The organism is Leptotrichia sp. oral taxon 215 str. W9775, from assembly GCF_000469505.1.
Classification (GTDB): domain Bacteria; phylum Fusobacteriota; class Fusobacteriia; order Fusobacteriales; family Leptotrichiaceae; genus Leptotrichia_A.
In genome coordinates, this window is sequence record NZ_KI272860.1 from 97,277 (window position 1) to 122,847 (window position 25,571).

Genomic DNA, 25,571 nt, shown 5'->3' on the forward strand with positions numbered 1-25,571 from the left:
CTTTCTACTTATTGACATTATATTTTAATAATCTCAAAGAATTTCCTACAACTAAAATAGTTATGGAATTATGTAAAATAGAACTGTAAATAGCAGGAATCATTCCTGTTGCTCCTAATACAAGTGCAAAACTGTTTATTCCTATTGCCATCGTGAAGTTTTCCTTTATTATTTTCATTGTTTTTTTGGCTAATCCTACTACTCCTGGTATTAAAAGAGGATCATCAGAAGTAATCGTTACATCTGCAGCTTCCATAGCCACATCTGTTTTAGAACTTCCTAAAGCAATTCCTACATTTGCATACGATAAGGCTGGAGCATCATTTATTCCATCACCAATCATGATGACTTTTGAGCCAATTGACTGAAATTTCAAAATGTCCCTTGCCTTGTCTTCAGGTAAAAGTTCTGATTCATATCTGTCCATAGACATTCTTGAAGCTATTGTTTCTGCCTGCTGTCTTAAATCACCTGTTAAAAGTACAATATCATCTATTCCATGATTTCTAAGACGGTTCATAGCTTTTTTTATATTCTCACGTGGAGGATCTGAAACCCCTATTACACCTATCAAATCTTTATTTTTTGCTACGCATATAAGAATTTCACCACGATTTAAAATACCTTTTATAACATCGGAAGCATTATCAGTATAGATATCATTTTCCTGCATATATTTTTTGCTTCCAACACGTATCACATCATTATTTACTAATGTTTCTATACCTCTTGAAACCTTAATTTCTGTATCTTTATGTTCAGGAATCTGTATTCCTCTATTTTTTACTTCATTTAAAATTGCCACTGCTAAAGGATGTGATGACATTTCTTCAGCTGCTGCGGCAAATGCGAGAAGTTCATTTGTCTGCATATTCTTTTTTAACACTTGTAATGTCTGTATTTTAGGTTTTCCTTCTGTAATTGTTCCAGTCTTATCAAAAATTACTGTATCAGATTTTGATAATTCTTCAAGGTAGTTACTTCCTTTTATCAAAATACCATTTTTTGCAGCAGTATTTATTGCAGCAGAAAAAGCTGTTGCCGTAGATAATCTTATTCCACATGAGTAATCTATAACAAGCATACTTAAAGCTTTTTGTACATTACGTGTAGAAAAGTACACTATTCCCGCTAAAAGAAAGTTAAGCGGTATCAGCTGTGCTGAAAAAGTATCTGCATAAGACTGAATGTCAGCTTTATTAAATGAAGCATCTTCCACCAGTTTTATAATTCTTGAAACAGTTCTTTCATCTCCAACTTTTTCTGCCTTAACTGTAATACTTCCACTTTTTATTATTGTTCCGGCAAAAACTTCTTCTCCTGTTTTTTTAGTAACAGGCATATATTCTCCCGTTATTGATGACTGATCTATAACTGCACTTCCTCTTTCAATTATTCCATCAACACTGATTTTTTCTCCTGTTTGAACTAATACAGAATCCCCTTTAACTATTTCATCAATGGAAACTTTTTTTACTACACCATTATCAATCTGTTTCCATACATAACTTTCTCCTACACTGAGCATATCCTTAATTACGCCTCTTGTTTTCTTTATAGTATATACTGTAAGTAATTCAGCTATTCTTTCCAGTATCATAATTGTTAAGGCTGTTTTTTCATTTCCAAGCAGAAGACTGCTTATGATTGCAGTGGAACTTAAAGTATCAGCATTAGGCCTTTTGTTCTGTACTAAAGAATTTAGACCATTTTTTATTACAGGAAGTGCTAATGAAATAGTTGAAAGTATCTTATAATTAAATAAATATCCTAATCCTGTTCTTTTTTTAGGTCCGGGTAAAACGAGAAGGAGCAAAGATGTCAATATTTTCTGCATAATCTCCTTTGGAGACTCTTCTTGTAATTTTCTTTCAATAACATATTTATCTGTTTTCATTTTCTTTTCATTTTTATAAATCTCTACAAGATAGACATTTAAGGTATTTTGTAATAATGAAATCAGATTTTCTTCCAGTAATGAAAAATCATCAAAATATATAACAACTGTTCCTGTTATATTTGATATTTCAACACTTTGTATATAATGTACCTGTTTAAGCTGTTCTTCCACTTCTTTTTTATACATTCCAAGATACTTTAATGATCTGGATTTTATTCGAATTCTTCCATGTATTCTATGTATAATTTCACAGTCTAGCAAATAATTTTTATTTCCCATCAAAATTTCCCTCTTTCAATATTTTATAAAGAATATCTAGATTATCTTCTATTTCCTTTAAGGATTTGTTCTCATAAAATTCCGAATGTTCAATAATCAGTTCTGAAATTCTGTTCAGCCAGTTTAATATCTTATCTGCTGAAATATACTTTATGTCGTAATAAATAAGTACCTTATTAGTTCTATAAGAATACTCTATACTTTTTATTCCTTTTTTGGAAAGAATCAGTTCTGTTACCCTATCTTCATATTTTTTTCTTAATGTTTCAGGAATATCTGAAAGATTTGGAATTAAAAGCCTCAGTCTTCCAGGAATACTATGAACCACTCTCACCTGATTAAATAAATGATATGTCTTTTTCAACAATTTTTTTAACATTATGACTTATTCTCCCCTCTTAACAGGGATGAAGCCCACCATAGTAATGTCCATCCTGAAAGAATCGCATTACTTGCTCTAAGTTTTTTTATACCATAAAAACCAATAACTCCTGCTAAAACTGTCTTAACATTTAAAAAACCTCTACTTTTATTGTATATTGCCAAATCTAATACTTCAAATAACTTCTTTAATGCTACTTCAGTTTTTGAAGATTTCATTTTGAATATTTCTTCTTCCAAATGTAAAAGTTTTAATACAACTAAATATAAAAATGAATGTTCTATTGTGTTTTCATCAAAAATCAGCAGTATACTTCCATTAATAGGATTTACAACTACTTTTTCTATTCCTGAAATTCTCTTTATATTATTTTGAAATTCTTCTCTTAATTCAGTATTTTTCTTCAATACATCTGTCTGAAGTCTTAAACGACCAAGCTGATAATGTTTTACTTCTATAATTCCATAAAAATTCTGTAACATATTTTTACACCTTCTATATTTTTATTTCTATTTTTGTTTTGACGAATTACTTTAATAAATCTTTTTATTTGAATTTTTTATATTACGTTACTCAAATACTTCCGTTGCATTGTCAACTTCTTTTCCCAACGCAACATTTAAAGCTACTATTGCAACTTCAAGCTGACTTTCATCAGGCTCACTTGTAGTTATTTTTTGAAGCAATAAACCAGGCTTTGCAATCAATCCTGCAAATACATTATCCAAATGATAACTTGTCCATCTCTGCAGTTCATATGAAATCCCTGCAACTAAAGGAACAAACAGTACCCTTGTTACAAGCTTATAAAGTATAAGTAAAAGCGGATTCTGAGGTATTGTAAAAAATGTTGAGAATAATACATCAACAGTTGAAAATACTAATATACTTATAAACATTACAAGTAAAAGAAAGCTTGTTCCACATCTTGGGTGAAATCTGGTACATTCTTTTGCATTTTTAGGAGTAAGTTCCTTTTCCTGCTCAAAAGCCATTATACTTTTATGTTCAGCACCATGATATTCAAATACTCTTTTTATATCTTTAAAAAATGATATTCCCCATATATATCCTAAGAATAATACAAGTCTTATTGCCGCTTCCAGCACATTTGCAAGCAGTCTATTTTCCCTGAAAACATGACTTCCTATAAAAGACGGCAGCACCATAAACAATCCTACTCCAAGAAGTATTGATATAGCCACTGTTCCTTTTATTTCCTTGTCATTCATTTTTTCCTCTTCAAGCCCTGCCTGATTTGATGCAAATATAAGTTCCTTTGTCCCTACTACCATTGCATCGTATAAAGCCAGTACCCCTCTTACAAAAGGTATCTTCAGCCATTTATTGTTTTTTTCATTTAAAGCTATTTTTTTATAAACTATGCTTCCATCCTGTTTTCTTACAGCAGTTGCTATAGCTTTAGGTCCTCTCATCATTACACCTTCCACTACAGCCTGACCACCAACAACTAATTTCTTTTCCATCTTTTTCTCTCTTTCCAAATTAATCTTAAATTTATTCCCTATCTAGGGCTATTTTATTTTTCAATCTTGTTAACGCCTTATGTACATGTTCCGATTTAAACTTGCTTATTCCCTTTATCTGAGCTATTCTCTCAGGAGTTGCAAGCAGAATCATCTGAACATCCTGTAATTCTCCGGTAATAAGGTCAATGTCCTTTTTCGTTATTTTATTTATACTGCTAAGAAGACTGTATCCTCTTGATTTTATACCTTCATCCAAGCTTATATCCTTCAGATTGTATCCAAGAATATTAACAATATTTTCATCTTCAAAAAGTTCTTCTTTTGTGAGATTTCTAATATTTTCCACTACTTTATCAGCCTTTTCCCCTTCCATCTTATAATCCTTTATAAGGGCAAGGAAGCTTTCATTTTTATTGAGCATTATCTCTTCATACTGTATTTTTACAAGCCTTGACTCCACCCCAAGCTCTGCCATATAATCCAGAAGTTCCTCAGACATTTTAAATAACAATCCATACATTCTTATAACTTCAACAACATCATATAATGTTACCATATTGTCAAATTCAAGAACAGAAAGATTTGTCCATCCTTTTTCTATTCCTAAGGAATACTTTTCAAGTGCCGTTATCGCCTGCGATGATTTTACAAGCAGGTTACTCAGTTCATTTAGAGAATATATAAAATCACCTTTATAAACTGTTATTTTATTTCTTCTTTCAGAAACGGCTATTACAAGGTTACCCTTCTGTTTTGCTATCCTATGTGCCGCCTGATGTCTCGTACCACTTTCATCTGTTTTTATATTTGAATCAGGCTGAAGCTGTATATTGGCTCCATATATTGTTTTTATATTTTCAGACAGTATTATGGCTCCATCCATTTTTGACAGTTCATATACCTTCTGAGGTGTATATGCTGTATTTAATTCAAAACCGCCCCTCATTACATCTGATAATTTTTTAGGATCTCCTAAAACAATAATTGCTCCAAGATTTGCTTCCTGTATTCTATCTATTGCTGCTCTCAAAGGCTTACCTGGAGACATTATCGAAAATAAATGTTCCAGTATCTGTTTTTTAGCTAATTTCGTTTTTTTCAATTATTTCACCCTTTCGATTAACTCACTTATATTACTTATATAATTAAGTTTCAATTTTATTTTTTCCTTCTTCAGATCAGCTTCATGGCTTTTTGGGAGATAGACCCCTGTAAATCCAAGTTTTTCCAGTTCAGTTATCCTATTTTTTATAAAAGAGACTTTCCTTACTTCACCTCTTAGCCCCAATTCTCCTATAGCGGCAATTTTCTGGCTTATAGGTATTTTATTAACTGAAGAGAGCAGGGAAAATACTACTGCCAAATCTGAACTTCGATCATTAAGTTCTATTCCCCCAGGAATATTTATATATATATCCTTCGAATTAACATCTACATTTAATGAACGTGACAGGACAGCACTCAAAATCTCCACCCTGTTTCTGTCATAACCTTCAACTGTTCTTCTAGGCATTCCAAAATTTGGAGTTCCAAGAAGTGACTGTATTTCAAAGAGGAATACACGGCTTCCTTCAAATATAGGTACAATAATACTTCCAATATTTTTTTCCTCCCTGTCGCTTATAAAAAACTCAGAAGGATTTTTTACTTCACTTATTCCGTTTTCCTTCATATCAAATATTGAAATCTCATTTGTTGAACCATATCTGTTTTTTATGGAACGGACTATCCTATAATAACTGTTTTCTTCTCCTTCTATCTGTAAAACTGCATCAACCATATGCTCCAGCAGTTTAGGTCCTGCAAGTTTTCCATCCTTGGTTACATGCCCTACAATGTAAAAAGCTATTTCATATTTTTTTGCTATTTCTATTATTTTTAGTGTTGTTTCCCTTATCTGAGTTACACTTCCAGGCACTGAATTTACATTTTCAGAGTACAAAGTCTGTATAGAATCTATAACTACTACCTTCGGCTTATCCTCTAAAACAACTTTTTCTATCTTTTCTATATTTGTATCGTTAAGAATATATAAATTTCCACTATTTACGTTTATTCTTTCTGCCCTCTGTTTTATCTGTCTTGGAGATTCCTCCCCCGAAACATAAAATACATTTCCTATTTTGGAATATTCTTCAGACAGCTGCAGCAGAAATGTTGATTTTCCTATTCCCGGACTTCCGGTAATCAGTACTACTTCACCTTTGATAAGTCCTCCTCCAAGGACTCTGTCAAATTCCTCATACTGAGTTACCATTCTAAATTCCTTTGCTATTTCTATCTCGCTTATTTTACTGATTGAAACTTCTTCCGACTGAATATTTTTCAGCGTTCTCTTTATATCCACCTCTTCTTCAAAAGTCCCCCACGAGTCGCAATTTGGACATTTTCCAAGCCATTTTTGCGAATTATAGCCACATTCAGAACATATGTATTTAGTTTTACCATAACTTCCTTTAGTTGCTGCCATAATTTACCTCTCCTTTTAATTATATTTCCATTTGTTTAACCTTTTCTATCATTCTTTTCTCAACATTTTCTGGAACAAACATTTTTAAATCCCCCTTGTTTTGTGCTATTTCCTTCACCAAACTGGAACTTAAATATAAATATTCCCTTGAGGCACTTAAAAATATTGTTTCAAAATCACTTTTTGCCAAAGTCTTATTTGTTAGGGTAAACTGCAGTTCATATTCATAATCTGATAATGCCCTAAGTCCTCTTACCAGTATATCTACTTTTTCTTCCTTGATGAAATCTACCAGAAGTCCATTAAATACTTTTATTTCAGCCTTTATATTTTCTTTTTCAAGTATTTCCTGTATCATCTGACATTTTTCCTCATCTGAAAACCATGCTCTGTTTTTAGAAGAATTTTTAAAAATCCCAATAATAACTCTATCAAATAATGCCACTGAACGTCTTATTATATCAATATGACCTTTCGTCACCGGATCAAAACTTCCCGGATATAATGCTGTTTTTTCCATAATTTATCCTTCCCTTCATTTATCCAGCCTAATATTTTATTTTAAACACTTAGTTTAAGAACTTAGATTATTTTTTCTATTTTTTTCCTTTTATATAGTTCAGAGCTTCCTTAGCAGCTTTTTTCTCAGCTTCCTTCTTACTTTTTCCTATTCCATGTCCTATGGTCTTATTATTGTGTTTAACCGAAACTTCAAAAATTTTGTTATGATCCGGACCTTTTGTCCCTGTAAGTTCATATTCAGGAATTTTTTTATATTTACTTTGAAAAACCTCCTGCAATATTGTTTTGTAATCTCCTGTTCCTTCAATATTATCAAGTTTTTCAAGCTTATCAAGAATAAAACCTAGTGCAACATTCTTAGTTGTATAATAATCTGAATCCTTAAAAATAGCTCCTATCAATGCTTCAAAAGCATCCCCCAATATTGATTTTCTTTTTCTCCCTCCGGAAGAAATTTCGCCATTACTCAAATATAGGTAATTTCCAAGTTCTATATCACTTGCAATAGATGAAAAAACAGGTTCACTTATTATCTGACTTTTTAATTTTGCAAGTTCCCCTTCCTTTTTTCCTTTTCCAAGACTGTATATATATTCTGTTGCAATCAGGTTTAATACTGCATCTCCTAAAAATTCCAGTTTTTCATTATCAAAATTTTTAAATGCACTGTTTTCATTGGCATAAGATCTATGGGTCAGAGCTTCTTTTAAATATTCTTCATTTTTAAACTTGTAATTTATTTTCTTCATAAGTTTATCAGTGTTACTTCCATTTATCATTTAAAACAACTCCATTTTATAAATTAATGTTTTCCTAGTCAGAAAAGGGCTGCTCTGAACAGAAATTCATTTGTCCTGAAACAGTCCCTCCCTATAAAATTATTAACTATTGAAAACTATTAAGCCATCCTGAATCATTCAGTAATATTTATCAGATTCTATCCTCTATATTTTCTGAAAGCCAGAATAGCGTTATGTCCTCCAAATCCTAGTGAATTTGAAAGTCCTACTTCTATATCTCTTTTTTCAGCTTTATTTGGAATGTAGTATAAATCACATACAGGATCAGGATTTCCCTGATTTATTGTTGGTGGCATTATTCCTTCATCAATAGCCATTGCAAGGAAAGCGGCTTCGATTCCTCCTGCTCCACCAAGTAAGTGTCCTGTTGCACCTTTTGTAGAGTTTACACCTATTTTATAAGCATGTTCTCCGAAAGCTGTTTTTATTGCCTGAGTCTCATTTTTATCATTTGCAGGTGTAGAAGTTCCGTGAGCGTTAATGTATCCAACTTCTTCAGGTTTGATATTTCCCTGCTCTAAAGCCATTTTAATAGCTCTTGCAGCTCCTTCTCCACCATCTGAAGGTGCAGTCATATGGTAAGCATCTCCTGTTTCTCCATATCCTACTACTTCAGCATATATTTTTGCTCCTCTTTTTTTAGCGTGTTCCAGTTCTTCTAAAATTAAGATTCCTGCCCCTTCAGCCAGAACAAATCCATCCCTGTCAGCAGTAAAAGGTCTTGAAGCCTTTTTAGGATCAGGATTTGTAGAAAGTGCCTTTAAGTTAGCAAATCCGGCTATACCACTTGGAGTTACAGTTGCTTCTGTTCCACCAGCTATCATTACATCAGCCTTGTTTAACAGAATAGTCTGAAAAGCATCCCCAATAGAGTTTGTCCCTGATGCACATGCTGTAACTACTGTTTTATTTGGTCCTTTTGAACCTACATAAATAGAAGTATTTCCTGATGCCATATTCAATATTGCAGCTGGAATGTAGAAAGGAGAAATTTTTTTTGGCCCTTTTTCTACAAGCTTACGTATTTCCTGCTCAATTATATCAAGTCCACCGATTCCAGAACCTATTATTGTACCAACTCTTTCAGCATTTTCAGGAGTAATCTCGAATTTTGCATCTGCTAATGCTTCTTTTGTAGCGGCAATAGCAAACTGAGAAAATCTTCCCATTTTTTTAAGTTCTTTCTTTTCTATATAATCTTCCGGATTAAAATCCTTAACTTCTCCGGCGATATGTACAGTATGTTCTGAAGTATCGAAGGCTGTAATCTTATCTATACCGCACTCTCCATTCAACAAATTCTTCCAAGTCTTTTCTTTTCCTGTCCCTAATGGAGTAATCAATCCAATCCCTGTAACAACTACTCTTCTCATTTATACACCTCACAATTTCGTTTTAGTTTTCTTTTTTCATACATTAACCAAGTAGTTATATTATACTAATTTTTTCTAATTATTTCAATAAAAAATGGGGGAAAACCCCCAATATTTTTTTAATATTTAATTATTATTTTGATTCAATGTACTCAATTACATCTTTAACTGTTTTAATTTTTTGAGCATCTTCATCAGGTATTTCCACATCAAATTCTTCTTCAAAAGCCATTATCAATTCAACTGTATCTAAAGAATCTGCCCCTAAATCATCAATAAATGATGCATCTTCAGTTACTTGATCCTCATCCACTCCTAATTGATCTGCTACTATTGATTTTATTTTTTCTAGCATAGCAATGCCACCTCCATTTTATTATTTTCAAATTATTATATCAAAAGAATTGAAAAAATGCAACTCTTTTTAAATAACTAATGTATTTATTGCTTCAACATTTTCAATATTGATTACTTCTATATTCTTATTTATCTTTTTTATAAGCCCTGCAAGAACTTTTCCGGGACCTATTTCATATATTTTTGTAACTCCGTTTTCAGCCAGTTTATTTATTGTGTCAACCCATTTTACCGGACCAAAAGTTTGTCTGTATAATTCTTCCTTTATTTCATCTGCTGAAGTTAAAATATTAGCAGTTGTATTTGCAACAAGAGAAACTTCTGCATCATTCCATGTGTAATTTTCAAATTCCTGTTTCAATTTTTCTGCAACAGGCTTCATCAGTGACGAATGGAATGGTCCTGATACAGCAAGAGGTATAGCTCTTTTTGCTCCTTTTTCCTTAAATACATCAAGACTTTTTTCTATTGCTTCCTTTTCCCCTGCAATTACTGTCTGTTTAGGTTCATTAAAATTCACTGCCTCAACTGTTCCGTCAATTTCACTACATATTTTTTCAATTTCTTCTGCCGGAAGTCCTAAAATAGCTGCCATACTACCTTCGATTTCAGCAGTTCCCATTATTTCCCCTCTTCTTGAAATAAGTTTCATTACATCCTTTTCTCCAAGTATTCCTGCCGCATATAAGGAACTGTATTCTCCTAAGCTATGTCCTGCAACATAATCTGCATTTACTCCCTTTTCTTTTAAAAGTTTAGTTAAAAACACTGAAAATAATGCAATGGCAGGTTGTGCATACTGGGTATTTTTCAATTCCTCTTCTGTTCCTTCAAATAAAACTCTCTTTATTTCTGAATTTCCTGTACTTTCAAGTATTTCATCAATTGCTTTTTTATTTTCATCATTTACTTCATCATACAGTTTTTTCCCCATTCCAGGATACTGTGTTCCCTGACCAGGAAATACAAAAGCAGTCTTTGACATCATTTCCTCCTTTAAGTAATTATTATATCATTATTTTTAACTGTGTATCTATTTATTAAAAATATAGATTTTTATATTTCAATAGATTTTTTATATTATTTTATTTCCTCTGCATCTTCAATATCTGTAGTTTTTTTAGAATCATCTGCTTTATAAGTACTTTTATAAACAGGTTCCTGCTTTTTCAAGCTCTTCTTATTTTTTTCATTAAGTCCCAGAACAAATATTACAACCCCTGCTACTAATGTAATTAGAGGAAACGCTATTTCAAAATATTCAGTAAAGAATTCTTGAAAATAAAGATATAATCCTACTAAAGATAAAGATGTTCCTAGGGTATTTTTTTTCTGGAGTATAAAGTAAATCCCTAGCAATACAAGTATTATCTGATAATTAAATACATACATTAATATACTTTCCGGAATGTATTTTTGAAACAGATAAAACAGACTTATGAAGATTATTAAAAGTCCCCCTGTGATTTTTCTATTCATTTCAATCTCTCCTTCCAACTATTTTTCCATTTTTAATATTTTCATTATTTTGACCATTCAAATAAAATTGAACCGTAAGTCAGTCCTCCACCAAAACCGACTATAACAACCTTGTCTCCCTTTTTCAGTCTTCCTTCCCTGTTGGCTTCATCAAGGGCTAAAGGTACTGATGCTCCGGAAGTGTTACCATATTTATGCAGATTTACATAAAATTTTTCCATTGGCTGTTTAAATCTCTTTGATATAGATTCTATTATTCTTATATTTGCCTGGTGAGGAACAAATAAATCAATATCATCTGCTGTAATGTTTGCCTGTTCCAGTATATTCTCAACTGTTTCAGGGAATACCTTAACTGCAAATTTGAAAATTTCCCTTCCGTTCATTTTTAAATAGACATCTTTATTGTCTAGTGTTTCATGGCTTGCAGGAGTTCTAGATCCTCCAGCCGGAACAAGAAGTTCGCATGCTCCTGAACCGTCAGCAACAAGATGGCTTGAAATAAATCCTCCTGTTTCTGTTTCTCCTAAAACAACTGCCCCTGCTCCATCTCCAAAAAGGATACACGTTCCCCTGTCTGTCCAGTCTGTAACTCTGGACATAGTTTCAGCTCCGATTACAAGTACTTTTTTATATATTCCTGCTTTAATAAAACTGTACCCTGTTGTAAATGCATAAATAAATCCTGTACATGCCGCCGAAAGATCAAATGCAGCAGCTTTAATTCCAAGTTTATCCTGTACCAGTGCCGCTGTAGACGGAGTAAAGTGATCAGAAGTCATTGTCGCCACAATTACCAGTTCTATTTCATTTTTATCAATTCCAGCATTATCTATTGCATTCAGAGCAGCCCTGTAAGCTAAATCTGAAGTTGCTTCGTCAGCAGAAGCTATTCTTCTTTCTTTTATTCCTGTTCTTGTACTTATCCATTCATCATTTGTATCAACCATTTTTGCCAAATCATCATTTGTCAGAATTTTTTCAGGTGCAAAAGAACCCGTTCCCAATACTCCTATTTTCATTTATTCACCTCAGTTATTATTTTCTTTTGTTTTAATTATGACTCATGAAAAGTTTAATTTTTCTAATTGTCATATTATTTTAGAGTATAACAAATATTTCATAAATTGACAATTATTATTTTATGTTTTTATTCTTTGTTTTGTAAAAATTTCTTTAACTACAAAAAAAAGCAAGACTATCTCTATCTTGCTTATATATTATTCAGCGTCAGCTGTACTTTCGTCTGTAGCAGGTTGTAAAACTTGTCTACCTCTGTATACACCTGTATCTAAATTTAATCTATGAGGTCTTCTCACAGTTCCATCAGCTTCTACGATTATGTTAGGTGCTTTGATTGAATCGTGTGCTCTTCTCATATTTCTTTTTGCTTTGGACGTTCTTTTCTTAGGTACTGCCATTGTTTATCGACTCCTTTCCAATAATTGGTATGTAGTAAGCATTATTAAAACTAAATATTGCTTTTGAATAAATTATAATACAAATAATTATAATAAATAAGTTGCCATTTGTCAAGTAATTTTATAAACTTTTCCCCTATATTTTTTATATTTTATATTTTTCCTATATTAGTTCAAAGTTTCATATGGTCACTTTAATGTTTTTTTATAAAGGGATGCCTTATTTTTTAATTTAAGACATTCCCTCCATTCCTTTTTTATCCAAATAATTCCGTATGTTTCCTAAATACATTATATAAATGTCCCGGTGTTATATATTCCAGCTTTTCCCTATAATGATTTTCAATTTCTTCTACCCTGTAATTTAACAGATCATAATCTTTATAATAATTTCTTACTATAAATCTTATTACTTTAAAACAGAAATGTGAACATATTGTCGTTGTCCTGTCAGGCGAACCTTTTATAAACTCTTTATTTCCAAGACCAAGATCTCCTATTTTGTATATTTTCATGGCTTTGTCATAATTATAATTTTTATAATAATTTTCAATAAATTTATATACTTCATAAAATTTTTCTTCAGGAATTTTCAGTTCAAATATTTCATTTATATTATCCACATAGCTTTTTGTTGACTTTAACCTGTCTTCAAGAAACCATTTTTTCTTTCCGTCTTTTCCATTATTTTCGGCATAGTCATAAACCCTGTCATTTCTCAGTCCATTTTCAGTATCCTGTTCCACTGTTATTATTTCCACATGTATAAAATCAGACTTAAGATTGGTTTTAATAACCTGCTCTATAATATTATCTCCTCCTCTGCAGAAGGATATGAATATTTTCTTCATTTATATATTCCTTTCATTCTGTCGTATGCTATACGGTATTTTCTTAAATCATGTCCTTAAACTGATTGAAAAATTTCATAAAGTTCTGTTTCAGGTCTTCTAAATCCAGCTTTATTTCTCCTGTTTCCTTATTTATATTGTTTTTCAGATATTCTGAATAACCAAATCCTATTCCTTTAGTAATTCCTGCAGCAACTCCTGCATTTGCAGTCCATCCTATAACCGGAATAACCTTAAGCAGACCTGCTGCAAGCTTTCCAACCTGTGCCACTCCTGTAATAGTTATTAATGCCGCCGCTATATCAGTAAATGTATGTGTTCCTGCATCTACCCTGTATATAGTATTTATATCAACAACCATTTTTGTCTGTAATGCCGCCAATGCAAGTGAATCTGCAAATGGTAAAGGAGTCGCTCCTATTGCGGCTGCCCCTGCGGCATACCAGTTAGTCAGTACATCTGCTTCTTTTGACATTGCTTCTATTCTATCTTTCAAGACTGCTGTCTGTGCTTTTTTAATTGCATTTCTTCTTCCTTCAGACATATATTTGTATGTTTCCTCAAGAAGTTCTTCTGCACCTTTAGGCTTTAATTCCACAAGGTTATCTTCTATTTCCACTTCCTCAGTTATACTTCTTACTCTTACAATTGCTTTTGCTTCAGGAAGAAGGTTATCTTCCACCACTTTATTTACAAAGTTTGACTCCCTCTTTGATTCTCTTTTAGTAAATACTCCTATTACAGGTATTCCAGCTTCACTTAAAATTTTTAAAAGTTCCCTGTCTGCTTCTTCTACCCTGTCTCCTCTTTCGCTTATACATAGCCATGCAATATGAATATCATCATTTTCATCTGGTGAATCCTGTCTCAATTCCAAATATTTCTTTATATTATCCAATGTTTTTTCATAATCTTTTGCTTCTATTCCTTTTGTGTCAAAAAGCGTAATATTATCATTTTCAAAGTCATACTCCTGTATTTCCTGTGTTACAGGCTGACCATCTCCAACTTTTGCAACTTCTTTTCCAAAAATATAGTTTATAAGTGAACTTTTTCCTACACCTGTTTTTCCTGCAACAATAATATTTACCTTTTCCTTATTAATATTCTTTTTTGATTCATATTCACTGTAAGTTACTTCTCCTGTTGAAGCATCAACTGAATCCTTAAGTAATTCCACTACTTGTAATTCTCTTCCTGTTTCATTTCCTTTTTCTTCCATTTCACTTTCCTCCTCGAATCCTATATGTTTTTTAAATTCCATAACATCCATTTTATCCTCTCTCCCTTCCCTCTAATTATATTAATTTTGCTTTTAATTGTCCAGTATATCTTTTATAATTCTGAAAAAACTTTTCTTTTTTTCTGATACTTTTCCAATATTTAGTTTCTGTATTTCAAGATTGTCATTTTCCAATCTATACAATGTATTTGTTTTAAGTTCAAAACAGTTCATAATATTTGTATGGAATGCTCCTGAATCCAGATTAAAACAGTTATTATAACTGGTTACTTCATTTTGTGGAGTATGGCCATAAAACACTGTTTTCCCTGTATTATTTTTCATGTACCAGTTATCTCTAGTCCAGACTACATATGTCTCATCCTGATTTTCCAGAGATTTTTCAAAATCTATACCCGCATGAACAAATATACAATTTTCACTTTCCACGATGTGGGGCATTTCTTCAAAAAAGTCAAAAAGCCATTTTTCTTTATAAAATTCTTCCCAGTAATCTATAATTTCCTCGAATTTGTTCTGATGACGGAAAAAAGAATATACTGTTCTTTCTCCGCCATTAAACATCCAGTTTGCCTTATGATTCAAATCATTTCTGGATTTTAAGATTGTATCTTCATGATTTCCCAACAGATGAATTACTTTATAGCCTTCATTCTTCAAATCAATGTATTTTCTATACATTTCATATGTATATTCTCCTCTGTCGCAGCTGTCTCCTAAAATTATTAGCAAGTCATTTTTTGTAAAGTTGATTTTACCAAATATTTTTTCAAAAAGATCGTATCTTCCGTGAATATCTGTCATAATGAATATTTTTTCATAATCCTTCTCGCTTATTCTCTGAACTTTTACCTTCATTTTTCTCCTCCCTTGAAATTATTATAACTTCATTATTAATATTTCAATAGTATTTATGGAGTAATATAAAAACTCCTCTGCTATTGATAATTTATTATAGCAAAGGAGTATGGACATAAAGTGTCCTTCTTATTAATTCTTTTGTATCTTTATTTATATTTTTAGTTTTTCAATTATCTGAAAATTTTTAAATCCTAATTTTTGTGCTTCTTCATCTGTTTTATATTTACATAATTGTTTTAAAGCTTTTTTTATTGCTCCTCCTGGAAAATCAGCATTAATTTTAAAAACCAGGTATTCCATAATCACAACTGTAAGAGCAATTTTATTAGTAGTAGTATTACTTTTAATGTCATATATATGAAGTTTTTCTTTCATTTCTTGAATTTGAATTTTAGGTTTAGTTGTAAATTCAATATCAACAATATTATGATTATGAGCTGAAAGATTTATTTGCTCTTCAAAGGTTAAATGTATACCTTTATAAACATTACTATACATGATTTCTCCCTCCCTATAATTAAAAAACCTTTGCATAGGTCAGAACCCTGTACTATTTAAAGTACTGCAAAGGTATTGATATGTCTTATTATATATTAAAATTTGACAATTGTCAAGATTTAAGATACAAGTTCCTGATAGCTTATTTTTCTTCAGTTCTTATATATGACTATCTTTCTTTAAAAATTCTCTTGTTATTGATAATTCATACAAAATATCTTTTTAAATAATTATTATATTTTTTTCATATTTCATCTTGAGTTTTTTCTTGTAAAAGGCAAGTCCTATGTAAATTATCTCAGTAACTCCATGATTTATGAGCTCTGTATCGTATTTCTTTTCCTTTATCTGTCCAAATCCTTCTTCTGCATAGCTTTCCAGTTCTTCTTCACTTTTAGATACTTTGAACTCGAATATGTATCCAGGATTTTCCTTTTTCTTCGGTTCCAGTATAAGATCTGCTCTTCCATGTCCGCTTTCCCTTTCTGAAAGCCTTACATAATCATTCATTAAAGCAACAAATATTCCTATAAGAAACACCTTATAATATTTTTCATCCTTATCTGTATCAAAGTAACTTAATGAAGAAATTACTTCATTCTGAAGTATTTCACCAAATTTTTCAATATTTCCTGCTCTCAAATATCTTATAGTATCCGAAAATTTCTGATAATTTCCTGTAAATCTATCTATAAACCTGTCTTCAAAAAATTCCATTATTTCCCTGTTTGGTATTCTTATTGGATGTTCCTTGTCTTTTTGTTCACCTGAAGTTGTAAGATATCCACTGTAAAGAAATAATTCCCATATTTCATTTATATCATCTGTAAATTCAGTAAAATCCCTTATTTTTTTATATACTATTTCTTTTCTGAAAAGCTTTTCAAGGTCATCAAAAATCTCCTTGTTTCCTCTGTCAAGAAGTTCATTTATTGTTTCATTTCCTGCTGTTCCCTGCCAGTAGGGTTTTAATTTCCCATTATCCAGAAAGTTTATAATTGACCACGGATTATAAACTTCTATATTTCCAAACTGATATCCGTCATACCAGTCCTTTACATCATTTATTTCATATTCAAGGTTGTAATATTTCAGCCCTTCCAGAACTTCTTCTTCTGTCATTCCATAATATTCTGAATATTTCTCACTAAATATACTGTTTACTTTAAGATTATTAAGGCCTGAAAATATCCCTTCCTTTGCTATTCTCAAAATTCCTGTCATTACACTGAACTGAAGGTGTGCATTACTTTTCAGTACTGTACTGTATAAAGAACGGTAAAGGGCAAGTACTTCCTTTTTGTAACCGTTGTTGTAGCCTGAAACTATCGGTGTGTCGTATTCATCTATAAGAACTACTACCTTTTTATTATGATATTCATATAAATATCTCAAAAGATTTTTCAGTGAATTTTCCCAGTCTGCTCCCTCTTCATCTAGCCATACCTTGTCAAAATCACTCAAATCCTTTTTATTTAACTTTTCCCTTAAAAATTCAAACTCATTGTATAGATAAGTTATCAGCCTTCTAGTCAAGTAATAACATTTTTCCCAGTTTAATGCCTTTATATCTTTAAAACTAAGATAGATTACAGGATATTCCCCCTGCTGATCCATGTATTTACTTTTTGAAATGTATAAATTTTCAAATAGCTTTCTATTTTCTTCCTTCTTTTTCAGATTAAAGAAATAGTTGAGCATTGACATATTTAATGTTTTTCCAAATCTTCTTGGCCGTGTAAACAAAGTCACTCCGGCACTGTCATCCAGAAGACTTTCTATCATCTTTGTTTTATCTACATAATAATAGTCCTCTTCTATTATTGTCTTAAAATCATCAATTCCTATTGGTAAAGGCTTTTTATCTCTCATTTCTTCCACCTCTTTTCCTGTCAGTTCTTTTAATTTCCCATCCTTCATATTAATTTCCCCCCTCTTTTATTTTCTTACATTTTTTCAATAACCTCAATTATTTTATAATGTATTTTATTTAATTATATTAATTTTATGTTTAAATGTCCAGTATGTCTTTTATATTTCATTTCAAGTACCTTCTTTGAGGCACAAATCCAGTATAAAAGCATAAATTAATATAGCAAATTATATCCTAACTCCCTCATGGCTTCTTCCGCTTCCTCAAAACTGCTGTATGTTTTCACAAATAAATCTTCCCTATATGAAGTAATATTGCTGTTTTTATCTAAAACAAGATCCTTTACTTCCATTGCATAAACATTGGATATTCCTGCTTTCCCTTTATTAATGTACTTAAACCCTTGGGATGTTTTCTGTTTTTCCTTGATTAAATGTTTAGAGTTACTGCTTATAAAATATTTAAAGACTAAATGTCCGTTATTATCCTGTTTATAATAAATATTTGGCAGCAACTTGTATTCAATCAGTTTTGAATCTGCATCAACAGCTGGACTGTCATAAAGTTTTTCAAGCGTATTCTGAGAAATTTTTGTTATAAATCCTTTTAAATCTTCAGCTTCATTAATATTTTTTACTACTTTCTGCAGTCCTTCTATTTTTATTTTCAGTTTTGTGTTTCTGATACGGATTTTCAATTTTTTTGCCATTTTCTTGTCATATTTAAATTCAACATCTGCAATATCACCATTTTTAAAAGGTCTATCCACATGATATTCAGGAATGATTTTTACATTGTTTAGAAAATCCAGTTTTCTTTGAGATTTCTTATCCTTCTTTTCCTTTAGTTTACTGTAATAATTGGTATTTATTGTCCTTGATATAAAAGCCCCTTCTGAATCTCCCTCCACTCTAATAGTGTATACCTTGCTAAAATCTACATTTTCCAAAAAAATGTAATTTGCTCCGACATAATAAAGGCCAAATACTATTATAATTACTCCAAATAAAATTTTTGGACTCCATTTAATCGGGAATTTTTTCTTGTCATGTTTATTATTTAAGGATTTCTGAGATTGTTCATTTGTATGATTCTGTTTATTATTATGATTATTTTCTATATTATTCCGATTATTCATAGTTTCCTCCTATAACACGCATAAGATGATCTACTTCGAGCATTCCCAATGGTTCTGTATTTAATCCAAATCCATTCAGGAATCTTTCTTCGACTAGAGTTTCTATATTGTCTGCTTTTGAATCAAGTTTAAATATTCTCTCTACAATGCCTTCATCTGAAAAGGAATAGACAATTTTGTAGAAATTTCCATTTTCCTCAATAATTTTATAGTTAGAAACATATGTATTTACATCTTTAGCCTTTTTTTCCAGTTCTCCGGTACGAGTTTTTATATTTGGTAAATATGAATCCTTTTCATAAACTGTATTAATTACAGAGACTTTCTTATCTGGAATTTCACTATTTGCATCAAAAATAAGTTCAGCTGTAACTCCATCTTTTGTTTCTGAACGGCTTAAAATATTATTGTTTTTATAAATATCTATTCTTTTTATTCCACTCTTTTTATAATTTTTTTCATATTCCCCTTCTAATTTACCATCTTTCACAAAGAAATATCCGCTGCTGTAAAATGTGTCAAATGTAACCTTTCCTGTAAAAATATTTCCTTTATAATAAAGAGTTCCGTTATAAATATCACCTAAATCATTTGCAGTTTCTCCTTCTCCTTTTACATTAAAATCTGTTGAATTCAATGCAACGGTAGAACCTTGCGGATTTTCAGGTTTTACAATGCTTATACTCTGTTTTTCCTTGTCTGTTTTATCTATGTTATTGGCATTTTCCTTACTTCCATTTGAACAGGATATTATAAATGCCAGAATAATTATTCCTATTGAAAATTTTTTCATATTTTCAATGTCCTTTCTTCAATTTTGATAATATTTTTCAATAAACCTAATTTATTTTATACTGTCTTTTCTTTAATTATATTAATTTTGTGTTTGAAAGTCCAGTGTATTTTTAAATAAAAAAGCTATTTTATGGGATAAAAAAATTCGACAACCTTAAAAAGCTTATTCAGCTTAGAATCTCTTGAGGCTATCGAACTTTTTTCCTACTTACTTAACAAAGAATCTTTAAATTAATTTTGAACTTGTGGTTCTTGTATTAGTACACAATGCATAAAATAGTATTTTTTTTCATCTGGTGTTGCTACAAATTGAATTTTTGTAGCTCCATTAATTTTCTCTAAATAAGAAACTAAAGGTTGAATGTTGTCAATGTCATCTATTTTTTTTATCTTTTCTATGACTTCTTGTTTTCGCTGCTCAGATCTAGAAGGGCAGTTTCTATCCAGTTCTCTAACAAAACAAATTTTTTCTTGAGAGTTGTACTCAAAAAAACAAATAATAGTTTTATAATTGTTAGAAGTAATCATTCCTTTTTCTTTTAGTTGTTTCAATAAATTTTCATTATTTATGTATTCTTTTTCATTATTATATATAATTTCTACCATATTCTATTTCCTTTCTGTAATTAAGTTTTATTTGATACATATCTTAGTTTGATATCTTCAAAATTTTTTGACTTTTTAGGCTCTTTGTCAAGTATGAGGGTGGAAAAAGTTCGGTAACCTTATAAAATTTTAAACTTAGTAAACTTTTTCGTACAATCAAATTTTTATATTCTTGACAAAAAACTTAAGTAAAATTTACCATTAAATAAAAAGAATAGCGTTAATATTTCTAATTATACATTATAAACTTCATTTTTCCATTCCTTCTTTATTTTATAAACTTTACAATTTTTTTCCTCTATTTCTATACTAAACTCTTTTTCTCTGTTAACTTTTACAATATTCATTTTTTCTTCCCTAAATTCTTTATCAGATCTTATAATTTTTACAATATTTTCATAAAATTTTTCTATTTTTAGGGAATCTATCAAATTTTCTTCTACCATATTATTTGATTGATAAATTTTTCCTTGTATTTTGCCATAAAATATAATCTCCGAAGTAGTTTTTGTTATTAAAGCTAACATATCTATATCGGTAATTCCTTCTTTTTCTAAATTTTCAATTTGTGTAATTATTTCTTTTTTCATAATATTATTCCTCCTATACAATAAATTCTTTATAATATTTATCACCTAGTGTTTCATCCTTATAACCTGCTATTACTTTTTCTAATTTTCCATTGATATTAAATTCTTTTTTTATAGAAGTAATAGAAACTTCTTTACCATCTTCAATCATATCATTTATTTCTTCTGAAAAGTTTTCAAAATCTTCTCTTAGTATTGATTTTTCTAATTCTGCTTCTAATTTTAGAGATCCTTTGTTATTATCAAAAATAAACTCACTATTTCTATCATTATATGATATATTTACCTTTATTTCACTAGGCCTGCTATTATTTTCTTCTCTTTTTATTTCTCCGCTAATATTCACTTTATCTCCATTTTGCACAGCCTCTTTTATTTCATTTTCTAATTTTTTATAATCCCCTCTATTTATGGTATCTCTCATTGGTACTAAATTTTCATTTCCTGATGCTCCTCCAAACATACGTGCTATTAAATGTCCACCATCATCTCCTATTTTTCTAGCTTCTCCTCCAACTTCAAGTTGGGCTACTGTATCTCTTTCTGCTTCCGGAGTATATCTGGAAATTTCACCTGAAAATAATTCTATATTTCCATTACTATCTGTTTTATAAGTTATTTTATCAATAACATATTCATTATTAGGTACTAATTCACTATTTTTCTTATAGATTTTTCCATTATCATCTAAACTTACTATTTCCTTAGATATAGGTTTATCCAGTTCACTCACATTCATATTTTTATTTTCTATAGATTTTGCAATCTCTGACAAAGGAGATTTTCCAATCTCTGCTTCTGATAATTTTAGTGCCATAGATTCTATCATTCTACATTACCTCCTGTAACAACAAATTTTCTCCACACAGAATAAATTTCAAGAGCATCCTCACCTTCTGAAGAATATTCTTTCATCAGACTTTGTGCAATAGCTAATTTTAGTTCAACATCTTCAATTTTTACATTGTTTTCAATTAAATTTATTAATCCCGTATGTAATTCTTCAAAATTATTTTTTGAATCAACTAGTCTTTTTAGATTATTTTTATCAATTATTAAATCAGTAACTATTTTAGACAATTTTTTAAACTTATTTGTTTCCCATATTTTTAACTTGTTAGTTTTTCTATATTCATCTAATTGTTCTAAAATTTCTACTTTTTGTATTGTTGATAATTTAGAATTAACTAAAGTTCTATCTATATATTCAATATCAGGTAAAATTTCTCGATTAACTCTAGTTTTTAATAACAATTTCAATATTTCCTGTTTTAATTTATATTCATCAGGATTTTCTGTATATTCTCGAATATAGTTATATTGTTCTTCTTTTCCTTCAAATCTATTAATTTTACATAATACAGGTTCTATCCAGTCATTTTGGTATACCACAGCAACTCCTTTAGGTAATTTTGCAATTTCATCTAACTGTTCATCTTTTAAAGCAGCAGCTTTACCAGCTAATCTTCTATCTATCTCATCAGGTAATCTCATAATTATTTTTGTATTTGTATTTCTAATTGCTGAAACATCAACTGCATTAGGAGATTGATCTGCTATAATAAATCCTTCTCCATAAGTTCTCATTTCAGCTATCGCATTAGATAACATTTCTACAGATTTTCCTGAAACATTGGAACTTTCTGAATTTTGTTCAGTTGAAACTCTTTTTAATATATTGTGAGCTTCCTCTAATACTGTAACATGTTTAAGTTTTGAATTCATTTCTGTTACTTCTGACATTCTGTATTCATTCAATCTCATTACAAGGATTCCCATAATAAGTGATTTTGTTTCCAAAGAACCAATTCTGCTTAAATCAATTATAACATTTTTATCGAATAATAATTTATTATCTATCTCATCTGAAGCAAAAATTTGTCCATTCAATCCATTAGTCAAAGATTTTATTCTAGTTACCAGTGAACCAATATAATTTCCTTTTAATTCATCTGAATATGCTGAATTTTTAATGACAGTCCATAATTCTTTCTCCAAATCAGTAAATGTTGGAAATAACTCATCTGAAATTTTATTTACAGATTCTACTAGATCCCATCCACAATCTTCATAAGCACATAAAACTGCATCTTTTAGTACAGCAGGCATCGCCGCATACATTGGCCAGCATACATTAAATATTTCTATTAGTCTATCCACGTGTTCTAACACATGAACAGATTTTGGAAACTTAAATGGATTGATTTTTAACAACTCACTATAATTAGGATTAGTCCCCAGTACAGTTACATTATTTCTATTCCCAAAAACATTTTTGTATTCCCCTTTAGCTGGCTCAATTATCATAAATTTTATACCAACTATATCTAACTGATCTAATATTTCATATATTGTATTACTTTTACCAGACCCTGTTGAACCTGTGATGAAAGTATGCATTGCAAGGCTTTCTCTGTTTAATCTAACCTTAGTTTTTGTTTCTGTACCCATATTATAAATATTCCCTAGATTTATACTTCCAAAGACTTTATCATTATTTGATATCATAACTTCTTTAGCAAAATCTACATGTTCAATAACAGGAAATCCAGTAACAGACTTTCTTGGAAAACCAATATGTAAGGCTAATTCATTACCGCTAACTGTTACAGTTGGAGTTACTGGTATTGAAATTTGTGAAATATTGTTATATAAAAATAATGGATGATAAAAATTTTTTATATATTTTCTTATTTCGTTAACTTTTTCCTTATCACTCCATGAATTTACAGCAGAAACTTCTACTCCTGTATTTATTCCGCTCATTAACGCCTTATAAGTAGAAGCTGCAATTTCTGAAGTATATGAATTTTCAGAAACAAAATATGCCGCACATTCCCATAATCCTAAACTTTCAAATTCTTTTATTCTTTCAAATTGAATATCTAATTTTTCTAATATGTTGGAAATACTTTTATTTTCAATATTCATTGTTATATTTTGAGAATTTCCTCGTTGCATTCCTTTTGTTTCAGTATTACTTTGATTCGTTCCATAAGTATCGCCCATACTGGTTCCAGAAGTATAAGAATGATTTTCTGAAGTAGATTCTGTTGTAGTTGTTCCTTTAGTATGCGTCTTTCCAAATCCTGCACTTAAACTATTTATTCCCATAGAAAGTACACCGGCTCCTATCAGACTAGCTCCTCCTGTCATAGGAGCTAGTAATAACCCTGCTGTACTTACTGCCATTGAAGTTACACCTGAAATTTTACCAATAGCATCTTTTTCAGTATAACTTTCTGATTTTGATGTACTCTGTGATGTTGTCTTTCCGTAAGTTTCAGATGAATTTGTAGTATAACTTTTGCTTTCTGATTTTCCTGTCGTAAAAGCATTAGCAACATTTATTGACTCATTTACAGAATAATTTACTTGAGATTTTGAAAATGGTATTAATTGGGTATAGATATTTTCATAGTTCTTTCTTATTTCTGCAAGTTGTCCTTGTTCTACTCCATTTGCAATTATTATTCCTGTATATTTTTGATTTTGCATTGATAATGCCAATTTTTCTAGTCCTTGCACAAATGAAACGTTATTTTTTTCATCTATTTTATCATTTGCAACACACGAAACAGCAGAAATGTTATTGATTTTAATTTTATCTAAAACATTCTGCATTTTATCATTTGTGTAATTTTCTGTCTTTATACCAGGAAATTGACCATTTAACGCATTTTTTAAAGTATCTCTTAAAGAATTTATAGTAAAACTTGAATTTAATGATTTAACTCCCATATAAAAATCAGTTTTTTCTCCATCACTATCTATTATAATGAATATAGCACATTTCATAGAAATCAATGAATTATACACACTTGCAAACTTATAAGTTGAATATTCGTCTTTTTCATATATCATTTCAGTAATTTTAAAAAATCTTATAGTATCAAATAAATCTTCATTTTCGGAAGAAAACGGAACTACTTCTAATTCTTCCAATTTTGTCAGATAATTTTTTAACAATACATCATCTACAATTTTAATGGCATTATTAAAATTCTCCTGAATAGATTTTTGTTCAGGTATATAATTATTTTTAGCTATTGTTTGCAATTTATCGTCATACATTTTTACACTCCTTAATTATTATCATTAAATAGAATTATCCCACCTGCTACCAATACAGCACCACCAACAGCACCCACAACAAATGATTTTGCCACAAGTCCGCTTAACAATAATACTCCTCCAACTCCAGCTACGACCATACCTGTCTGTTTATAATTTATTGAATTATTTCTATTATTAGTTGTTTTCTGGAATCTTACTGAAGATTTATTAGTAGTATTTCCATTATTTGCTTTACTTCTATTTGAATTTACAGTTTTCCCAGCAAATAAATGCCTTCTAACTTTTATTAATAAATTCATTCTTTCTTTTGAAAAATTGAACATTGAGTCTTTCAAAAGTTGTTTATAATATTCTTCTGTCCAATTTGATGCATTTAAATCCAATTTTTGATTATCTTGTTCTTTATAAAGAAAATTTCCTATATTTTCTTCTGCATATTTTAACATTTCTTCACCTTCATTTGATTTAGGTGCTACTGTAAAACTTGTATAAATTTGTGTTCTTATTTTATTAATATTTCCTTCACTAACTGTTTTTAAAAATTCTGAACTTAATGTCATTTTTGT

The 25,571-nt window shown here is 30.2% G+C and carries 26 protein-coding genes; all 26 read right to left on the reverse strand.

The features are described from left to right. Positions 1 to 4 precede the first annotated feature (4 nt). The gene (locus HMPREF1984_RS07385; protein WP_021767330.1) at positions 5 to 2,179 is read right to left on the reverse strand and encodes a heavy metal translocating P-type ATPase; all 2,175 of its coding nucleotides are present in this window, start codon (positions 2,177 to 2,179) and stop codon (positions 5 to 7) included. Beyond that, positions 2,169 to 2,558 (reverse strand): hypothetical protein, encoded by a 390-nt coding sequence (locus HMPREF1984_RS07390; protein WP_021767331.1) that lies wholly within the window; start codon positions 2,556 to 2,558, stop codon positions 2,169 to 2,171. The genes HMPREF1984_RS07385 and HMPREF1984_RS07390 overlap by 11 nt, the downstream gene beginning before the upstream one ends. After that, on the reverse strand, positions 2,558 to 3,043 hold the full coding sequence (locus tag HMPREF1984_RS07395) for an HMA2 domain-containing protein (protein WP_021767332.1): 486 nt from the start codon (positions 3,041 to 3,043) through the stop codon (positions 2,558 to 2,560). The genes HMPREF1984_RS07390 and HMPREF1984_RS07395 overlap by 1 nt, the downstream gene beginning before the upstream one ends. An 87-nt stretch (positions 3,044 to 3,130) precedes the next feature. After that, the gene (locus HMPREF1984_RS07400; RefSeq protein WP_021767333.1) at positions 3,131 to 4,048 is read right to left on the reverse strand and encodes a DUF1385 domain-containing protein; all 918 of its coding nucleotides are present in this window, start codon (positions 4,046 to 4,048) and stop codon (positions 3,131 to 3,133) included. 31 nt (positions 4,049 to 4,079) lie between these two features. Further along, the gene (disA, locus tag HMPREF1984_RS07405) at positions 4,080 to 5,153 is read right to left on the reverse strand and encodes a DNA integrity scanning diadenylate cyclase DisA (protein ID WP_021767334.1); all 1,074 of its coding nucleotides are present in this window, start codon (positions 5,151 to 5,153) and stop codon (positions 4,080 to 4,082) included. After that, complete coding sequence (radA, locus tag HMPREF1984_RS07410) at positions 5,154 to 6,521, reverse strand: DNA repair protein RadA (RefSeq protein WP_021767335.1); 1,368 nt, start codon at positions 6,519 to 6,521, stop codon at positions 5,154 to 5,156. It abuts the gene before it with no gap. 19 nt (positions 6,522 to 6,540) lie between these two features. Next, positions 6,541 to 7,041 carry a pantetheine-phosphate adenylyltransferase gene (gene coaD, locus HMPREF1984_RS07415; RefSeq protein WP_021767336.1) on the reverse strand — a complete coding sequence of 167 codons (501 nt, stop codon included), beginning with the start codon at positions 7,039 to 7,041 and terminating at the stop codon, positions 6,541 to 6,543. 76 nt (positions 7,042 to 7,117) lie between these two features. Further along, positions 7,118 to 7,822 carry a ribonuclease III gene (gene rnc / locus HMPREF1984_RS07420; protein ID WP_021767337.1) on the reverse strand — a complete coding sequence of 235 codons (705 nt, stop codon included), beginning with the start codon at positions 7,820 to 7,822 and terminating at the stop codon, positions 7,118 to 7,120. 158 nt (positions 7,823 to 7,980) lie between these two features. After that, positions 7,981 to 9,216: a beta-ketoacyl-ACP synthase II gene (fabF, locus tag HMPREF1984_RS07425; RefSeq protein ID WP_021767338.1), complete on the reverse strand. Its 1,236-nt coding sequence runs from the start codon at positions 9,214 to 9,216 to the stop codon at positions 7,981 to 7,983. A gap of 133 nt (positions 9,217 to 9,349) precedes the next feature. Then, positions 9,350 to 9,571, reverse strand: a complete 222-nt coding sequence (locus HMPREF1984_RS07430; protein WP_021767339.1) for an acyl carrier protein — start codon at positions 9,569 to 9,571, stop codon at positions 9,350 to 9,352. A gap of 69 nt (positions 9,572 to 9,640) precedes the next feature. Further along, a complete protein-coding gene (gene fabD, locus HMPREF1984_RS07435) occupies positions 9,641 to 10,558 on the reverse strand; it encodes an ACP S-malonyltransferase (protein WP_036100167.1) in 918 nt (305 codons plus the stop codon). Between the two features lie 95 nt (positions 10,559 to 10,653). Then, a complete protein-coding gene (locus HMPREF1984_RS07440; RefSeq protein WP_036100169.1) occupies positions 10,654 to 11,052 on the reverse strand; it encodes a hypothetical protein in 399 nt (132 codons plus the stop codon). A gap of 44 nt (positions 11,053 to 11,096) precedes the next feature. Next, positions 11,097 to 12,074, reverse strand: coding sequence for a beta-ketoacyl-ACP synthase III (locus tag HMPREF1984_RS07445; protein ID WP_021767342.1), 978 nt, complete (start codon positions 12,072 to 12,074; stop codon positions 11,097 to 11,099). A gap of 198 nt (positions 12,075 to 12,272) precedes the next feature. After that, positions 12,273 to 12,473, reverse strand: a complete 201-nt coding sequence (gene rpmF, locus HMPREF1984_RS07450; RefSeq protein WP_021767343.1) for a 50S ribosomal protein L32 — start codon at positions 12,471 to 12,473, stop codon at positions 12,273 to 12,275. A 257-nt stretch (positions 12,474 to 12,730) separates the two neighbouring features. Beyond that, the gene (locus HMPREF1984_RS07455) at positions 12,731 to 13,324 is read right to left on the reverse strand and encodes a hypothetical protein (RefSeq protein ID WP_021767344.1); all 594 of its coding nucleotides are present in this window, start codon (positions 13,322 to 13,324) and stop codon (positions 12,731 to 12,733) included. Positions 13,325 to 13,367: 43 nt separating this feature from the next. Continuing rightward, positions 13,368 to 14,597, reverse strand: a complete 1,230-nt coding sequence (locus HMPREF1984_RS07460; protein WP_021767345.1) for a YcjF family protein — start codon at positions 14,595 to 14,597, stop codon at positions 13,368 to 13,370. A gap of 42 nt (positions 14,598 to 14,639) precedes the next feature. Continuing rightward, positions 14,640 to 15,425 (reverse strand): metallophosphoesterase, encoded by a 786-nt coding sequence (locus HMPREF1984_RS07465; protein ID WP_021767346.1) that lies wholly within the window; start codon positions 15,423 to 15,425, stop codon positions 14,640 to 14,642. 153 nt (positions 15,426 to 15,578) lie between these two features. Further along, a complete protein-coding gene (locus HMPREF1984_RS07470) occupies positions 15,579 to 15,926 on the reverse strand; it encodes a hypothetical protein (protein WP_051314489.1) in 348 nt (115 codons plus the stop codon). Positions 15,927 to 16,148: 222 nt separating this feature from the next. Next, entirely contained in the window at positions 16,149 to 17,846 is a 1,698-nt protein-coding gene (locus HMPREF1984_RS07475; protein WP_021767348.1) for an AAA family ATPase, read from the reverse strand. 167 nt (positions 17,847 to 18,013) lie between these two features. Further along, positions 18,014 to 18,937, reverse strand: a complete 924-nt coding sequence (locus tag HMPREF1984_RS07480; RefSeq protein WP_021767349.1) for a hypothetical protein — start codon at positions 18,935 to 18,937, stop codon at positions 18,014 to 18,016. Continuing rightward, positions 18,930 to 19,730 (reverse strand): hypothetical protein, encoded by an 801-nt coding sequence (locus HMPREF1984_RS07485; protein ID WP_021767350.1) that lies wholly within the window; start codon positions 19,728 to 19,730, stop codon positions 18,930 to 18,932. Before HMPREF1984_RS07485 ends, HMPREF1984_RS07480 begins: the two co-directional genes overlap by 8 nt. A gap of 233 nt (positions 19,731 to 19,963) precedes the next feature. Further along, entirely contained in the window at positions 19,964 to 20,338 is a 375-nt protein-coding gene (locus HMPREF1984_RS07490; RefSeq protein WP_021767351.1) for a hypothetical protein, read from the reverse strand. Between the two features lie 233 nt (positions 20,339 to 20,571). Further along, the gene (locus tag HMPREF1984_RS07495) at positions 20,572 to 20,973 is read right to left on the reverse strand and encodes a hypothetical protein (protein ID WP_021767352.1); all 402 of its coding nucleotides are present in this window, start codon (positions 20,971 to 20,973) and stop codon (positions 20,572 to 20,574) included. After that, on the reverse strand, positions 20,942 to 21,757 hold the full coding sequence (locus HMPREF1984_RS10970; RefSeq protein ID WP_021767353.1) for a DNA/RNA non-specific endonuclease: 816 nt from the start codon (positions 21,755 to 21,757) through the stop codon (positions 20,942 to 20,944). Before HMPREF1984_RS10970 ends, HMPREF1984_RS07495 begins: the two co-directional genes overlap by 32 nt. Beyond that, entirely contained in the window at positions 21,754 to 25,002 is a 3,249-nt protein-coding gene (locus tag HMPREF1984_RS07505) for an ATP-binding protein (protein WP_021767354.1), read from the reverse strand. Before HMPREF1984_RS07505 ends, HMPREF1984_RS10970 begins: the two co-directional genes overlap by 4 nt. An 11-nt stretch (positions 25,003 to 25,013) precedes the next feature. Beyond that, entirely contained in the window at positions 25,014 to 25,565 is a 552-nt protein-coding gene (locus tag HMPREF1984_RS07510) for a hypothetical protein (RefSeq protein WP_021767355.1), read from the reverse strand. Positions 25,566 to 25,571 lie beyond the last annotated feature (6 nt).

Coding starts and splice junctions, on each gene's coding strand:
- HMPREF1984_RS07385 (WP_021767330.1), bottom strand. CDS start 2,179: ATGGGAAATAAAAATTATTTGCTAGACTGTGAAATTATACATAGAATA.
- HMPREF1984_RS07390 (WP_021767331.1), bottom strand. CDS start 2,558: ATGTTAAAAAAATTGTTGAAAAAGACATATCATTTATTTAATCAGGTG.
- HMPREF1984_RS07395 (WP_021767332.1), bottom strand. CDS start 3,043: ATGTTACAGAATTTTTATGGAATTATAGAAGTAAAACATTATCAGCTT.
- HMPREF1984_RS07400 (WP_021767333.1), bottom strand. CDS start 4,048: ATGGAAAAGAAATTAGTTGTTGGTGGTCAGGCTGTAGTGGAAGGTGTA.
- radA (WP_021767335.1), bottom strand. CDS start 6,521: ATGGCAGCAACTAAAGGAAGTTATGGTAAAACTAAATACATATGTTCT.
- coaD (WP_021767336.1), bottom strand. CDS start 7,041: ATGGAAAAAACAGCATTATATCCGGGAAGTTTTGATCCGGTGACGAAA.
- rnc (WP_021767337.1), bottom strand. CDS start 7,822: ATGATAAATGGAAGTAACACTGATAAACTTATGAAGAAAATAAATTAC.
- fabF (WP_021767338.1), bottom strand. CDS start 9,216: ATGAGAAGAGTAGTTGTTACAGGGATTGGATTGATTACTCCATTAGGG.
- HMPREF1984_RS07430 (WP_021767339.1), bottom strand. CDS start 9,571: ATGCTAGAAAAAATAAAATCAATAGTAGCAGATCAATTAGGAGTGGAT.
- fabD (WP_036100167.1), bottom strand. CDS start 10,558: ATGTCAAAGACTGCTTTTGTATTTCCTGGTCAGGGAACACAGTATCCT.
- HMPREF1984_RS07440 (WP_036100169.1), bottom strand. CDS start 11,052: ATGAATAGAAAAATCACAGGGGGACTTTTAATAATCTTCATAAGTCTG.
- HMPREF1984_RS07445 (WP_021767342.1), bottom strand. CDS start 12,074: ATGAAAATAGGAGTATTGGGAACGGGTTCTTTTGCACCTGAAAAAATT.
- rpmF (WP_021767343.1), bottom strand. CDS start 12,473: ATGGCAGTACCTAAGAAAAGAACGTCCAAAGCAAAAAGAAATATGAGA.
- HMPREF1984_RS07455 (WP_021767344.1), bottom strand. CDS start 13,324: ATGAAGAAAATATTCATATCCTTCTGCAGAGGAGGAGATAATATTATA.
- HMPREF1984_RS07460 (WP_021767345.1), bottom strand. CDS start 14,597: ATGGATGTTATGGAATTTAAAAAACATATAGGATTCGAGGAGGAAAGT.
- HMPREF1984_RS07465 (WP_021767346.1), bottom strand. CDS start 15,425: ATGAAGGTAAAAGTTCAGAGAATAAGCGAGAAGGATTATGAAAAAATA.
- HMPREF1984_RS07470 (WP_051314489.1), bottom strand. CDS start 15,926: ATGTATAGTAATGTTTATAAAGGTATACATTTAACCTTTGAAGAGCAA.
- HMPREF1984_RS07475 (WP_021767348.1), bottom strand. CDS start 17,846: ATGAAGGATGGGAAATTAAAAGAACTGACAGGAAAAGAGGTGGAAGAA.
- HMPREF1984_RS07480 (WP_021767349.1), bottom strand. CDS start 18,937: ATGAATAATCGGAATAATATAGAAAATAATCATAATAATAAACAGAAT.
- HMPREF1984_RS07485 (WP_021767350.1), bottom strand. CDS start 19,730: ATGAAAAAATTTTCAATAGGAATAATTATTCTGGCATTTATAATATCC.
- HMPREF1984_RS07490 (WP_021767351.1), bottom strand. CDS start 20,338: ATGGTAGAAATTATATATAATAATGAAAAAGAATACATAAATAATGAA.
- HMPREF1984_RS10970 (WP_021767353.1), bottom strand. CDS start 21,757: ATGATAGAATCTATGGCACTAAAATTATCAGAAGCAGAGATTGGAAAA.
- HMPREF1984_RS07505 (WP_021767354.1), bottom strand. CDS start 25,002: ATGTATGACGATAAATTGCAAACAATAGCTAAAAATAATTATATACCT.
- HMPREF1984_RS07510 (WP_021767355.1), bottom strand. CDS start 25,565: ATGACATTAAGTTCAGAATTTTTAAAAACAGTTAGTGAAGGAAATATT.